Here is a 14,157-nt window from a genome sequence, read left to right as displayed (position 1 = left end):
TCGCATAGAGCCCAAAAACTGGCCCGAGCCGGGCGATTTGTCTTTGTTTCTCCGCAGTTATGCACGGCATTTGCGGTACCGGGGGGCATCCCGCCTGAATTCCGTCAGCCGGCCGGCGGTTACGTCCGGCAAGACTCTGCGTGGGGTCGTTGACTCGTTTGGTGCAGAACTGCGGAGATTGTCGCGCTTGACCCGCGACAACCAACGATTTGAAACCCATTTCAGCGATTTCTCCGCAGTTACGCACGGTGCTTTCGGGCTGCTGCGTCCTCGGCGTCGCTAACCATGCGACGCACGGTCTCGAGGGTGGTGTGCCAAGTGTCGAAGATATGTGGCCGGGCCAGGCGGAGGACTCGGATGCCCTGCCGTTCAACCTCGCGATCTTTGCTGCGATCGGGCAGGAATCGTTCTGGACCGTGCCATTCTTCTCCGTCGGTTTCAACTCCGACGCACCCGTTCACAAGCATGTCGACGTGGCCGGCACCGGGCACATAAAACTGTGTCTCGACCCGAAAGCCCGCGCGCACGAACCCCACCCGGGTGAACGTTTCAAATCCGGACTGCGCCCCGCGGTCGAGACGTCGCAGCACCGAGCGCAGGTGGTCAGGCGCTAGCCGGAGGAGCTCGTCGAGATCGTCCTCGGTGAGGAACTTCATGAAAAGCGCGGACTCCAGGCAGGCCAGCGCGTCAACATCGTCGAGGCACGACAACGCTTGCAGCACCGCATCAAGCGGTGACACCTCGAATACCGGTCCCCAGCCGCGGACGGCGCGACTCCAATGGATCGTTGCGCCGGGGGCCGAGCGTCGCTGGTGGTGGTGCGGGCGCAAGCGCAGATGAAGACCTGGCCGCGAGATTCCGCTCCAGATGCCAAGCTGTGACAGACGAGTCAGGCAATCGACTCGCCCGCCGACTTGTAGTGCGGAGAGAGTCGGCTGATCGAGGTGTGCGCAGCAAAATATGCCGTGGGCAACGTGTCTGATCTGCCCAGATTCCACGGCAGATTTCACGGATCGTCGGGTGGCCCCGATACCAGCCAATTGTTGTGACGTGGCGACGTGCCCCAGATGGCACAAAATACTGACGAGGTCGTGGCCCATGACTTAATAGTTCGACGAATGACAATGCGCGTGTCGAATTACGGGCAAGATGTGCAAAGCCACCCGGGTCTGGCGGTTGAGGAGGAGGGGTCGGCCATGTGTGTCACTAGCGGTTCAGAAGTGCGGAGAAGTCGCCAGTTTGTACCAGTTTTGGCCCTGCTGGGCGGAATCCGGAGAGTATCACCGCAGTTCTGTACCGGGCGGGTTGGCACGAAAGAAGTCGGACGCGGCGGTGGTTTAGCGCAGATTGGTACGGCTTTAGCCTGTCCTATTCTCGAGCCTGTTCACTACTGCGGAGATTTCCACTTGGAAGGCAATTTCGGGGTGATGCGGGGCTGGGCTCGGCCAGATCTCCGCAGATATGAACGAGGAGCTCGGTACCGAGGGGTCAGGCGTTCGCGATTGTGCAGGTTCCGGTGCCGACGAGCAGGGGGAACGTGGCGTGCGCACTCGAGATGAGGGAACGCCAGCCGCTTGAGTGCGCCGTGGCCACGCCAACGTCGCCGGAGCCCCCGAGCAGACCGCCGAGTAGCGACCCGGTGAACGTTGATGTGTAGGTTCCGGTGACCGGCCCGGTCGTACTGACGCCACTGCCGAGGGAGACCAGCGTCAGACCGGCGATGCCGGAGTTTGAGTTGTAGTACCGAGCATTGGTGGCGACGTATCCGCCGGTCGGATAGTGCCAGGTCAGCACAACCCTCGGCACCAGACTGAGCGACACCAGCACGCTCGACGCCGTGCAGGTGTCAATGACCGGCGCCGGAACGACGATGGCCGTCACAGTGGATGCCGCCACCTTCGAGTTCACCGATGTGCCCGACCCGGTGATTGAGAGCCTCGCTCCGATCACGGCCCGGAGGCCGGCGGAACCCGCGTCGTCATCACCGGCAGCGGCTTCACCGATGCCACGGACGTCACCTTCGGCGGCCTGTCGGCACGATCGGTGACGATCGACTCTGACAGCCAGATTACGGCGGTCAGCCCGGCGCACACGGCGGGAACGGTCGACCTGATCGTGCTCTCACCAGGCGGTAATTCGACCGCGGTCGACTTCACCTACAACCCGCTGCCCGTGCTGCTCGGTCTGGTCGGCCTGGCCGGCACCGGATTCACCGGGCTGCTCGCCGGCGGCTTAGGGGTTCTGCTGCTCTTGCTCGGCATCCTCGTCGTGACCATCCGCAGAAGGCGCACGCTGCACCTTCTCTCCTAGACACGTGCGGCTCCGGTCGACCCCCCGCCGCTGGGGCCGCACGCATTACCTGCTAATCCGTGCCCTACTGCGGAGAGCGTGAATCGCGAGGCCGATTCCTTTTGGGAATCGGCCTCCTGGCATCGCCGGCTTTCGCTGTCAGAGCGGATGCCTGCCCATCTGCCAGCGCGGACGCCGCAGGGTGGCCGTCGTGGAGGGTCGCAGCATCCGCTTGACGGTTTCGCCGGCGGATGGGCCAGTTCAGGGGCGTGCGCGGGCGAGTGTCGGTGCGGGCAAGTACCATGGAGAACGTGGTTACCGCCCTGTATCGCCGCTACCGGCCAGAGACCTTTGCCGAGATGATCGGCCAGTCCCAAGTGACCGATCCGTTGATGACGGCGCTGCGCACCAACCGGGTGAATCACGCTTATCTGTTCAGCGGCCCGCGCGGCTGTGGCAAGACCACGAGCGCGCGCATCCTGGCCCGCTGCCTCAACTGTGCCGAGGGTCCAACCGACACGCCGTGCGGTGTGTGCCCGAGCTGTGTAGAGCTGGCTCGTGACGGCGGCGGCTCGCTCGACGTCGTCGAGATCGATGCGGCCAGCCACAACGGTGTCGACGACGCCCGCGACATTCGCGAGCGTGCCATCTTTGCGCCAGCACGCGACCGCTACAAAATCTTCATCCTCGACGAGGCGCACATGGTCACCCCGCAGGGCTTCAACGCGCTGCTGAAGATCGTTGAAGAGCCACCGGAACACGTGAAGTTCATCTTCGCGACCACCGAACCCGAAAAGGTGATCGGCACCATCCGCTCGCGCACCCATCACTATCCGTTTCGGTTGGTGCCGCCTGGGCCGATGCTCGAATATGTGCAGCAGATGTGCGAGACCGAGAAGATGGTCGTCGCGCCCGGCGTGCTTCCGCTCGTGGTGCGTGCCGGCGGCGGCTCACCGCGCGACACGCTGTCCCTGCTCGACCAGCTCATGGCCGGTTCGGATGGGCAGACCATCGAGTATGAGCGTGCCGTGGCACTGCTCGGTTACACCAGTGCGTCACTGCTTGACGAAGCCGTCGACGCCATCGGCGCCCGCGATTCCGCCGCTGCGTTCGACGCGGTCGACCGGGTCATTCAGACCGGGCAAGATCCGCGCCGATTCGTCGAAGACCTGCTTGAGCGACTGCGCGACCTCATTATTGTCGCGGCCACGAGCGTGGCGGGTGCTGCGTCCGTGCTGCGCGGTGTGCCGCAAGACGAGCTCGAGCGTATGAACGTGCAGGCCGCCGCTTTCGGGCCGGCCGAGCTCTCGCGTACCGCTGACATTTTGAACGCCGCGCTCACCGAGATGAGCGGGGCCACGTCGCCGCGTCTGCACCTCGAGCTCATGGTTGCGCGCGCCCTGATTCCCGCAACCGACGACACGACCCGCGGCGCCCTCGCCCGGGTTGAGCGCCTTGAGCGCCGCATTGGCGTCGACGGGGTGCCGGCTGCGTCGGCCGCGTCCGCTGCGAGCTCTGCGTCCAATCCGCTGGTCGAGCCTGTCGAGACCGCCATCCCGGGAACGCCGGCTGTGCAAGCGGGCCAGCCATCAGCTGCGGGCGCCGCTCCGTCTGCCGGTTCCGCCTCCACTCCGCCTGCCAAGACCGCCATCCCGGGAACGCGGGCCGCCGCAGCAACCCAACCGTCCCCGGCGGGCCCGCCCGCCCGCCCCACCATCTTTCCCGGCGCTCCCGTCACCCTGCAGCAGCTCAAAGACGCCTGGCCCGAGATCCTCGAAGCCGTCAAGAACGAGAAGACCACCGCGTGGCTCGTCGTCTACACCGCGCACGTGCTCGGTCTCAACGGCGACGTGCTCGCACTGTCGTTCCCCAGCCAGGCCGATGTCGACAGCTTCAAACAGCAGAAAGTTCCCGGCATGGGAACCAGCGATTTTCTGCGCACCGCCATCGTCGCCGTGCTCGGACTGCGGGTCAAGTTCATCGCTCGGGTCGAAGCCAGCCGTGAGGTCTCCTCGCCCAGCGTGGCGTCCGGCGCCTCGTCGACCGTCGCTGCGGAGCCTGCGCCAGCGGCACCCGCAGCAGAAACGAGCGAGGCTGCAGCACCCGCTGTGGTGCCCGCCGCCAACGATCTCCCGTCAGCTGAGCAGCTTGCGGCGCGAGCGGACTCGCCTGAGCCCGCGCCGCTGACGGCGAGCAGTCCCGTTGCATCAGTGCCCGCCAGAACCACGTCCGCCGCCGCTGGCACAGCCGGTGCCACGCCGCCCAATCCAGCCTCTGCTCCGACCTCCCCTCCTGCCGCTGCTACGCAGCCCCCTCCTGCCGCTGCGCGCGACGTCGCATCGCAGCCCACAGAGGGAGCTTCGCCCGTCGCAGCGTCCACCAGCGGGTGGGCCACCGTGGCCATTCCCGGCTCGCCCGACGGTCCGGCAGTGCCCGTTATCGACGACGACACAGCGGATACCGCATCTCCCGGGGTGCCGCCAGCGAACGCCCACGCGACCCCCGCTTCTCAATCGCCCGTTCGAGCGCAGTCCATTCAAACCGAGGAGGCCCCCGGCGGCGGGTCAGCCGACGAACCGTGGCCAGCGACTGCGTTCGCATCACAATCTCGCGGCGACGAACCGCCCTTCGACGACATACCACCCCCGTTCGACGACGACATTCCCCCCGAGATGGACGCACCCGCCGACGAACGCGTGTCGAGCTATGAGGCGCACGCCGAGGCATCCGCTCCGCAGGCGAGCCCCGAGCAGCGTCGGCAGCAGCAGGGAGCACAGGGACCGAACTCCGCCCGGAGCGACTCCAGCCAGCCGAATGCCACCCAGCAGAATGCCAGCCGGCCGAACGCGGGCCAGCGAGACTCCGTGCAACGCCAGCATCCGAACGCATCCGGCCAGCGGGGTACGACGAAAGACTCGTCCCGCGCGCCGTCTTTCGCCGAGAAGCAACGTTACGGCGAGGCCGTCGTGCGCGAAATTCTCGGCGCCACCTTTATCGAAGAACAGCCGTACAACGCGGCACCCCGAACGAGAAACGACTACTAGACCATGTATGAAGGCATCGTTCAGGAACTGATCGACGAGCTCGGCCAGCTTCCCGGAATCGGCCCGAAGTCCGCCCAGCGCATCGCGTTTCACATTCTGCAGACCGAGAAGTTCGACGTGACCCGGCTCGCCAACGTGTTGCTCGAGGTGCGCGACAAGGTGCGGTTCTGCGATATCTGCGGCAACGTGAGTGAGCAGCCGACCTGTCTGATTTGCCGCGACCCGCGCCGCAATCCCACGTCGATCTGCGTGGTCGAAGAGGCCAAGGACGTTGTCGCGATCGAGCGCACCCGCGAGTTCAAGGGGCTCTATCACGTGCTCGGCGGAGCTATCAGCCCGATCGACGGTGTCGGACCCGACGACCTGCGTATCCGCCAACTGATGCAGCGCCTGGCCGACAACACCGTGCAGGAGGTCATTATCGCGACCGACCCGAACCTGGAAGGGGAGGCCACCGCAACCTACCTCTCCCGATTGCTGACCACCCTCGAAATCAAGGTCACCCGGCTCGCCTCTGGCCTTCCCGTGGGTGGGGACCTTGAGTACGCCGACGAGGTCACCCTCGGCCGCGCCTTCGAAGGTCGCCGCGAGGTCACCCACTAGCCACCCCCGCCGCCGCCGCCACCCCCGCCCCCGCCGCCGCGGCCCACTCAACGTAACCCGCCCCTTTTTTGGACGGGGCCCGGGCCCCGTCCCTGGGCCCAGTTTATAAACTGGGCCCAGGGACATAAGGTGGGCCCAGCCAGCGGATGTCCCGCCCACGCCATCCATACAAGCGCCACCCACCCATGCAGCGCAGCGTCACATGGCACCCGCCTCGGGCACGAGCATTTAGGATGGGAACTTGGACGCGGCCCGAACGGCAGGCCCGCGAACCCCAATCTCAGGAGTCACATGAGCTTGATCGTGCAGAAGTTCGGCGGATCATCCGTCGCCGATGCCGAAAGTATCAAGCGGGTCGCCAAGCGCATCGTCGATACCCGCAAGGCCGGCAACGAGGTCGTCGTCGCCGTCTCGGCGATGGGCGACAGCACCGACGAACTGCTTGACCTGGCCCACCAGGTCACCCCGCTGCCCGCCCCGCGCGAGCTGGACATGCTGCTCACAGCAGGAGAGCGCATCTCCATGGCGCTGCTCGCGATGGCCATCAAAAGCCTCGGTTACGACGCTCGCTCCTTCACCGGCAGCCAGGCCGGAATGATCACGGATGCCCGCCACGGCTCCGCGCGCATCGTCGACGTTACGCCGGGACGCATCCGCTCGGCCCTCGACGAGGGCGCCGTCGCCATCGTCGCCGGCTTTCAGGGCTTCAACCGCGACACCCTGGACATCACCACCCTCGGCCGCGGCGGTTCTGACACTACCGCCGTCGCCCTCGCCGCCGCGCTCGGCGCCGACATCTGCGAAATCTACACGGATGTCGACGGCGTCTTCACCGCGGATCCGCGCGTCGTTCCCCGCGCCCGCAAACTCGAGCGTGTCACGAGCGAAGAAATGCTTGAACTCGCCGCCGCCGGAGCCAAAGTTCTATATATTCGCGCTGTGGAATATGCCCGCCGCCACGGCGTCACGCTGCACGTGCGCTCCTCGTTCAACAACAACACCGGCACCATCGTGTACAACGCCGCGACCGCGCGAGAAAATGGAGAAATTGTGGAAGAACCAATCATCGCCGGAATCGCCGCTGACCTGAGCGAGGCGAAGGTCACCGTCGTTGGCGTCCCCGACATTCCCGGCAAAGCCGCGCTCATCTTCAAGATCGTCGCCCGCACCAACGCTAACGTCGACATGATCGTGCAGAACGTGTCGGCCGCGGCGACCGGACTCACCGACATCTCCTTCACGCTGCCCAAGTCCGAGGGCCAGCAGGTACTCACCGCGCTGACCAACGAACGCGACCGCATCGGGTTCACCGGCCTGCAGTACGACGATCAGATCGCCAAGCTTGCCCTGGTCGGCGGCGGCATGCGCACCAATACGGGCGTCTCGGCGAAACTGTTCGAGGCGCTGTACGAGGCCGGAATCAACATCGAGATGATCTCCACGAGCGAGATCCGTATCTCGGTCGTTACCCGCGCCGACACCATCAACGAGGCCCTCCGCGTGGTGCACACCGCGTTCGGGCTCGACGGCGAGATCGAAGCTGTCGTGCACGGGGGCTCCGGCCGCTAGCCCTCGCTTCGCCAAACGGATGCCCCGCCTCACCCCTCCCCGGTCATAACTCCTGCAATTTGTCACCATCGTTCTGCACTTCCCCGTAATTACGCGGAAGAGTACCGAACAGTCAACGAAATTGCAGGAGTTATGCCCCAAAAGGCCGAGGGAACATTGCAGAATGAAGTGCCCGTGAGGGCGAACGACGTTAGGAAACACACGTGACCAACCCAGCCAGCACCCCCGGCATCAACATCGGCGTCGTCGGAGCCACCGGACAGGTTGGCGCCGTGGTGCGTCGCCTGCTCGAGGAGCGCGACTTTCCGGTCAGGAGCATCCGCTTCTTCGCCTCGGCACGTTCGGCCGGAACCACCCTCACCTTCAAGGGCGAGCAGATCACGGTCGAAGATGCCTCCGTTGCCGACCCCACCGGGCTCGACGTGGCCATCTTCTCGGCCGGTGCCACCCTGTCCAAGGCGCAGGCCCCTCGCTTCGCCGCAGCCGGCGTGCTTGTCGTCGATAACTCGAGCGGCTGGCGCATGCACCCGGACGTTCCTCTCGTCGTCAGCGAGGTCAACCCCGAAGCCATCAAGCAGGCCGTCAAGGGCATCATCGCCAACCCGAACTGCACCACCATGGCCGCGATGCCCGTGCTCAAGGCGCTGCACGACGAGGCCGGCCTGACACGGCTCATCGTCAGCACCTACCAAGCGGTCTCCGGCAGCGGTCTGGCCGGCGCGTTCGAACTGGCCAGCCAGATTCGCGTCGCAGCGCAAGACGAGAACCTGTTGCAGCTCGTGCACGACGGCAGCGCCGTTTCATTGCCCGAGCCCACGATCTACGCCCGCCCGATCGCGTTTGACGTGATCCCGCTGGCCGGCAGCATCGTCGATGACGGCCAGTTCGAAACCGATGAAGAGAAGAAGCTGCGTAACGAGAGCCGCAAGATCCTCGGCTTGCCCGAGCTGCTGGTCAGCGGAACCTGCGTGCGTGTGCCCGTCTTCACTGGCCACTCCCTGTCGATCAACGTCGAGTTCGCCAGGCCGATCAGTGTTGCCCGCGCCGAAGAACTGCTGAAGAGCGCCCCCGGGGTCGAACTGACGGATATTCCCACGCCGCTGCAGGCGGCCGGCCGGGATGCCAGTTTCGTCGGTCGCATCCGGCAGGACGAAGGCGTAGCGGATGGCCGCGGCCTCGCCCTCTTCATCAGCAATGACAACCTGCGCAAGGGGGCAGCGCTGAACGCCGTGCAGATCGCCGAACTGATCGCCGCCGCGCGAGTCGACGCCTAACCCGCGCCGAGGCCGGGTTAAACCCGAACAGCCCGTTCAAAACATACCCGCACGCACTTATCGACCGGTAAGTCGCGTAGGCTTTGACCGCGTGAGCCAAACTGGGGTGTTGGGCGTGCTGCGGCGCGTCTCCCTTGGCGTGTTCACTGCCGTTGGGCTGGTGTTTATCTCCGGTGCAGTCGTCATCGTTCTTGCTGATCCTGGCACCAGAATTACCGCCGCGGTGACCGGCCTCGTCTGCGTCGCCGCACTCGAAATAGCCTGGATTCGCGTGGGCAGCGTGCCCCATCGCACTCCGGCCATGAGCGTGCCCGTTCTGGCCGTTCCGGCCCTGGTCCCGGTGCTGCCCTATCAGGCCATTGTCGGCGTGGTCATGCTCGGAATTCTGATCGCGTTGATGATTGAATCCCGCCGCATCGGCGTATCCGTCTACAGCGCGGGCCTGGCGGGCATCGGCTGTCTGCTCTATTTTCTCATCGCCGGGATGCTCGGCCGGGCCGGTGTGGCATTCCTGCCGGCGGTCGCCGCAGCATCCGCTGGGTATGTGCTCATCGTGCTCGCGTTGGAAGTTCTGCGAGTGCGCCTGATCAACGCCCCAGCGGACCGGGGCGGCCAGCCGCTCATCTCACCGGTACGCCTCAGCGCGCTGCTTGTCACCGTCGCTGCGTTGGCCGTGCTCTCGGCGCACTGGTCCGTAATCGGACTTCCCACCCCGGGGGAAGGCCGCACCGGAATCGAGACCGCCGTCGGCACCCTGATGGGCAGTTTCGCGGTGGCGTTGATCGCCATTGTCGTGCGCACGCTGCTGGACATGCGGCGTCGTTTGAACGGCCTCGTGGTCGGGAGCAGCATCCTGAGTACCACCCGCAGCGTCGACAACGTCGCGGAGGCACTGTGCCAGGCGGCTGCGACCGCGGTCGGCGTGCAGTCGATCACGGTGCAGCCTGGCCCCGCTGAGAGCGGGGCTATTGGGGTTCCGGTCATGTTCACCCCCGGTGAACCACGATTTCTCGTCGCCCGTCGCGACCCAATGGACGGCGCGTTTTCCGGCGTTGACCGCCGAGCGCTGCAAGCCCTCGCCGCCACCGCCGAACTGGCCGTGCAGGCGCGGCAGAACCTGGCGGGGCTGACCGCGCGAGCCAACACCGATCCGCTCACCGGTCTGCCCAACTACGGTGCCTTTCAGGAAGCCCTCGACACGATCAACAGCACCCGCAGCGACGCCGAGGCGATCGCGGTTCTCTTCATAGACCTCGACGGTTTCAAGCGTCTAAACGACACCTACGGGCACCAGACCGGCGACGAGGTGCTGAAGGTTCTCGGCCAGCGGCTACGCCAATCGGTGCGCCCTCACGACGTCGTCGCCCGGGTCGGTGGCGACGAATTCGTCATCATCCTCACGCGACTCGCCTCCCTCGCCGAAGCCAAAGCCATCGCCGAGACGGTGCTGACGGCATCCGCTGCGCCGCTCGCCGTTGGCTCCGACGCCATCAATCCCAGCCTCAGCATCGGTCTCGCCTACTCCGTTTCCGTTGAAACGGATGTCGCCTCTCTCGTTCACGACGCCGACCACAGCATGCTCTTGGTCAAGAAAAGCCGCCGCCGCGGCAGCACCGACAGCGGCACGAGCATCAACGTCTCCGGCCATCTCTCCTCGCAGTTCAACGACACTGTCGCCCGTGCCATCGACGAGAATAGGCTGCCACTGGCCTATCAGCCCATCGTCAGCCTTGTCACTGGCCGCATCTGGGCGTTCGAAGCGTTGCTGCGATACGTCGACCCGGAACTGGGCGCGATCTCACCGCCGTCGCTGGTGGAGAAGGCCAAGAGCCTGGGCCGGTTCGACAAGTTGACCCAGCAAATTGCGGAATCGGCGATGACCGCTGCGGCCGAGTTTCGTCTGGTCGAACCCGGTATCGTCTGCATGACCATCAACGTCGAGGCCGGTCAACTCGCGCCGGAGCGTCTCGGTCGGTTTGTGGAGGAGTTGAACACGCGGTATCCGGAGATCTCGCTCTGCCTTGAGCTCAATGAGCGCTCGGCCGTTCGCGTCTCGGCACCGATTCGCGAGCAGGTCAACCGGTTGCGCGACCTCGGAATTTTGATTGCGCTCGACGACTACGGCTCGGACGATTCCTCGGTCGATTCGCTGGTGCGGGTTCCGATGGACATTCTCAAGATCGACCGCAGCCTGGTCGACGACCTCACCAATGTGCGCCAGCGTGAGGTTCTCATGGCGCTGCAGAGCTTTGGTGACAAACTCGAGTATTCGATGATCGTTGAGGGTGTGGAGAACGAGCGCATGGCGGTGCAGCTGGCTCGGCTCGGCATTCGCAGTGCTCAGGGCTTTCATTTCGGGGTGCCGCAGGGGTTCTCCGAAACCATCGACCGGCTCGATGAATTCGGCGCAAAAGCCGTTTTGCCGACCGCGAGCCACGCCACGGTAACGCCCTCGTGATGCAACGACTCCCGAGACCTGACCGAGCGCACCGCTATCGGGTCGAGCGGTCTGTCTTTCTCTCCCAGCTACTGGTCGGGTCGGCGACCCTGCTGCTGGTCGCGGTCTCGGGGCTGCTCGGACCCCACATCCTAACCAATCAGCTGTTTCTGGCCGGGATTCTCATTGTCTTCGTTACCACCGGAGTGGCGGCGGGGGTGCCGTGGCGGCACGTCGACAAGAAGTGGATCGTCATTCTGCCGATCGTCGACCTGGTCGCGCTGGTGATCGCGCGCGAGGGTGAGCCGCTGCTCGGCACGACGTTTCTGCTCGTGTTTCCCATCATCTGGCTATCGAGCCATTTTGGCGGTCGGGGCGCCGTCGGGGGAGTGGTGCTCACCGCCGTGCTGCTCTGGTCAGCGGGCCTGCTGCGGGCGGAGCCGATTTCAGGCAATGAGATTCCGCGGCTGGCGATCGTGCCCATCGTGCTGGCCTTTGTCGCCGCCACCACCTACACAACGACCAAGCGTGCCGCTGCGCAGCGGGTGCTGCTCACCCAGCAGTCAGTACTCTTTGCGGGGGCGCTGCGGCGTTCTCGCCGTGAGGAGCGCACCCTCGACGAAATTTTCAATACCATCGACTTCGGCGTCGTCGGGTTCAGCCGTGAGGCCAAACCCAACTTCATCAACCGGGCTCAGCGCGAGATGTTCTCCCGCTTCGGGGTGAAAGACGGTCAATTTTCCTCCATCGTGGTCTTCCACGATGACCAGATCACCCCGTATGCCGAGGCCGATCGGCCGTTCCAGCGGGCGATGCGGGGCGAGACGGTCGATCACGTCACCGTCTGGGTGGGGGAGAAGGGCAAGCAGCAGGCCGCCGTGCTCATCTCGGCCCGGCCCATTCTCGACGAGAACGACAATTACGATGGCGGTGTTATGGTGGCGCGCGATGTCACCGCGGAACTGCGCGCAATCAAGGCGCGGGACGACCTGGTCGCATCCGTTTCGCACGAACTGCGCACCCCGCTGACGTCGATCATGGGTTATCTCGAACTGGCCCTCGACGACGACACCCTCGATCCCTCGACCCGGCGCATGCTCGAGGTGGCGTCGAAGAATTCGGATCGACTGCTGGCACTGGTCGCCGATCTGCTCACGACGGCTGCCGCCACCAAGCATGAATTGGCAATCACGCTCGCCCCGTGCGACCTGTCGGTGATCGTCACCGAGGCCATCGAATCGCTGCGGCCGATGGCAGCCGAGCGCGACATCACGTTCGTGCTGGCAGCGCTGCCGACCGTGCGACTACAAGCGGATGCCTTTCGCCTGCGCCAGGTGATCGACAACCTGTTCTCCAACGCGGTCAAGTACAACACGAAGAGCGGCCACATCGAGGTGACCCTGATTGATTCCGTCAGCCAGGTCGAGTTACGCGTTGCCGACACAGGTCGGGGCATGACCCCGGGTGAGCAGCTGAACCTCTTCGACCGGTTCTACCGCGCGGATTCGGTGCGGGGGTCGAGCATTCACGGCACCGGCCTCGGACTGAGCATCAGCCGGGACATCTGCCGCCAGCACGGGGGAGACCTCAGGGTCGAATCGGCTCCCGGCAAGGGCACCATCGCGATCGCGACCCTGCCACGTGACTATGAACGGTAACCAAGAGGTAGGCACATGCTGCTGGACACACTGACACTGCTCCTGCTCAATGGGGTGGTCGTCGCGCTGTGCGGGGTGTCGTTCATTCTGAACACCGCTTTCAACCGCAACGATTCGGCCGGGCGCATCTGGAGTTTGGCCTTCATCGCCGCCATGATGGTCACCATTGCGAGCGGCGCGTCGCAGAGCGGGCAAATGATCTGGTGGGCCGTCGTCGTGGCCAATGTGGCCCTGGCCGTAGCCGTCGGGTCGGTGTGGACAGGACTTCGCCGCTACAACGGGCGCAGCCGCGGCTTCTGGCTGGTCACCCTGATCAGCATTTTGGTGCTCATCGCCACGCTGCTTCACGGCGAACCGGCCGGACGCTGGGCCGGCGCCGCCGAACTGTGGATTGGCCTCTCGGTGATGTCGGTGCTCGGGGCACTCGAAGCGGTGCGCGGACGATTACGCCGCAACCTGAGCGGCCGTACGCTGGCCGTCGCCCTCTGGATCGCCGCGGTGGCGGCTCTAGTTCGTGCCATCGTCTTCACCGTTGACGGCGTCACCGGGGCAGTGTTTCTGACCTACTTCAACACGGCCAACACCGCGGGCCTCAGCCTGTGCCTCGTGGTGCTGATGACCATCGCCGCCGCGGCGCTGCGCGCCCAGCAGGCGTCCGGCAGCGCCGTCGGCGACCTGACCGACGGCATCCACTCTGCAGCGGGGGTGCTGTCGGCCGCCGCGTTTGTGCAGGCGGCCACCGATCATCTCGATCGCGCGAAGAGTGCCGGCATGGGGCTCGCCCTCATCGGGGCCGATATCGACAATCTTCCCGAGATTAACGTTGCCTTCGGACGGGCTGCCGGCGACGAGGCCATCGCACGATTCGCGGCGAAGCTGCGCGGGGGTGCCCCGGTGCTTTCCATCATCGGCCATCGCGCCAGCGGGCGGTTCTTGGTGCTCGCCGGCGCGGCCTCGGCGGCCGAAGCTCGCGCCCTTGCTGAACGAATTCAAACCACGCTCGTCGACGAGCCGCTGAAAGAGGCCTCCCTGATTCGGCTGACCGCAAGTTTCGGCATCGCCGACACCTTCGACCACGGGTATACCCTGACCGCGCTCAGCGTGGCGGTTAACACGGCCATCGACACCGTCAAAGTGAGCGGTGGTAACGACATCGCCGTTGAGCTCGCTGCGGTCGGCCACGCCGAATCTTGATCAGATCTTGAGCGGAAGCAGACCTAAACTGAGCCCGGAACTGGGGTCGACCTGTCAGTGTTGATGAGTGACCCTGCCGATCCCTGACA

The 14,157-nt window shown here is 65.2% G+C and carries 9 protein-coding genes and 1 pseudogene; 8 read left to right on the top strand and 2 right to left on the bottom strand.

Annotated features, from left to right (window positions below; all coding sequences use genetic code 11):
* Window positions 1-239 precede the first annotated feature (239 nt).
* Both QMK31_RS09385 and QMK31_RS09380 read right to left on the bottom strand, forming a co-directional pair.
* Window positions 240-740 carry a putative endonuclease domain-containing protein gene (locus QMK31_RS09385; protein ID WP_283500689.1) on the bottom strand — a complete coding sequence of 167 codons (501 nt, stop codon included), beginning with the start codon at window positions 738-740 and terminating at the stop codon, window positions 240-242.
* A gap of 748 nt (window positions 741-1,488) precedes the next feature.
* Window positions 1,489-1,908: a hypothetical protein gene (locus QMK31_RS09380; RefSeq protein ID WP_283500688.1), complete on the bottom strand. Its 420-nt coding sequence runs from the start codon at window positions 1,906-1,908 to the stop codon at window positions 1,489-1,491.
* A 54-nt stretch (window positions 1,909-1,962) separates the two neighbouring features.
* Between QMK31_RS09380 and QMK31_RS09375 the strand changes: the two are divergent.
* From QMK31_RS09375 to QMK31_RS09340, 8 genes and pseudogenes are all read left to right on the top strand, one after another.
* Window positions 1,963-2,310: pseudogene (locus tag QMK31_RS09375) on the top strand (IPT/TIG domain-containing protein); the annotation flags it as partial.
* Window positions 2,311-2,600: 290 nt separating this feature from the next.
* Entirely contained in the window at window positions 2,601-5,333 is a 2,733-nt protein-coding gene (locus QMK31_RS09370; RefSeq protein ID WP_283500687.1) for a DNA polymerase III subunit gamma and tau, read from the top strand.
* 3 nt (window positions 5,334-5,336) lie between these two features.
* Window positions 5,337-5,936 carry a recombination mediator RecR gene (gene recR, locus QMK31_RS09365; protein WP_092448250.1) on the top strand — a complete coding sequence of 200 codons (600 nt, stop codon included), beginning with the start codon at window positions 5,337-5,339 and terminating at the stop codon, window positions 5,934-5,936.
* Window positions 5,937-6,227: 291 nt separating this feature from the next.
* Window positions 6,228-7,505, top strand: coding sequence for an aspartate kinase (locus QMK31_RS09360; RefSeq protein WP_283500686.1), 1,278 nt, complete (start codon window positions 6,228-6,230; stop codon window positions 7,503-7,505).
* Between the two features lie 203 nt (window positions 7,506-7,708).
* A complete protein-coding gene (locus tag QMK31_RS09355) occupies window positions 7,709-8,779 on the top strand; it encodes an aspartate-semialdehyde dehydrogenase (protein WP_283500685.1) in 1,071 nt (356 codons plus the stop codon).
* Window positions 8,780-8,870: 91 nt separating this feature from the next.
* Window positions 8,871-11,237, top strand: coding sequence for a putative bifunctional diguanylate cyclase/phosphodiesterase (locus QMK31_RS09350; protein ID WP_283500684.1), 2,367 nt, complete (start codon window positions 8,871-8,873; stop codon window positions 11,235-11,237).
* Entirely contained in the window at window positions 11,237-12,874 is a 1,638-nt protein-coding gene (locus tag QMK31_RS09345; RefSeq protein ID WP_283501008.1) for a sensor histidine kinase, read from the top strand. Before QMK31_RS09350 ends, QMK31_RS09345 begins: the two co-directional genes overlap by 1 nt.
* Window positions 12,875-12,889: 15 nt before the next feature.
* Window positions 12,890-14,068: a GGDEF domain-containing protein gene (locus tag QMK31_RS09340; RefSeq protein WP_283500683.1), complete on the top strand. Its 1,179-nt coding sequence runs from the start codon at window positions 12,890-12,892 to the stop codon at window positions 14,066-14,068.
* The last annotated feature ends 89 nt before the right edge of the window (window positions 14,069-14,157 follow it).

The organism is Cryobacterium sp. PH31-O1, from assembly GCF_030063455.1.
In the GTDB taxonomy this organism is placed as follows: Bacteria; Actinomycetota; Actinomycetes; order Actinomycetales; family Microbacteriaceae; genus Cryobacterium.
Note: the sequence above shows the minus strand (reverse complement) of the source record. Positions and strands in the feature narration are given on the sequence as shown.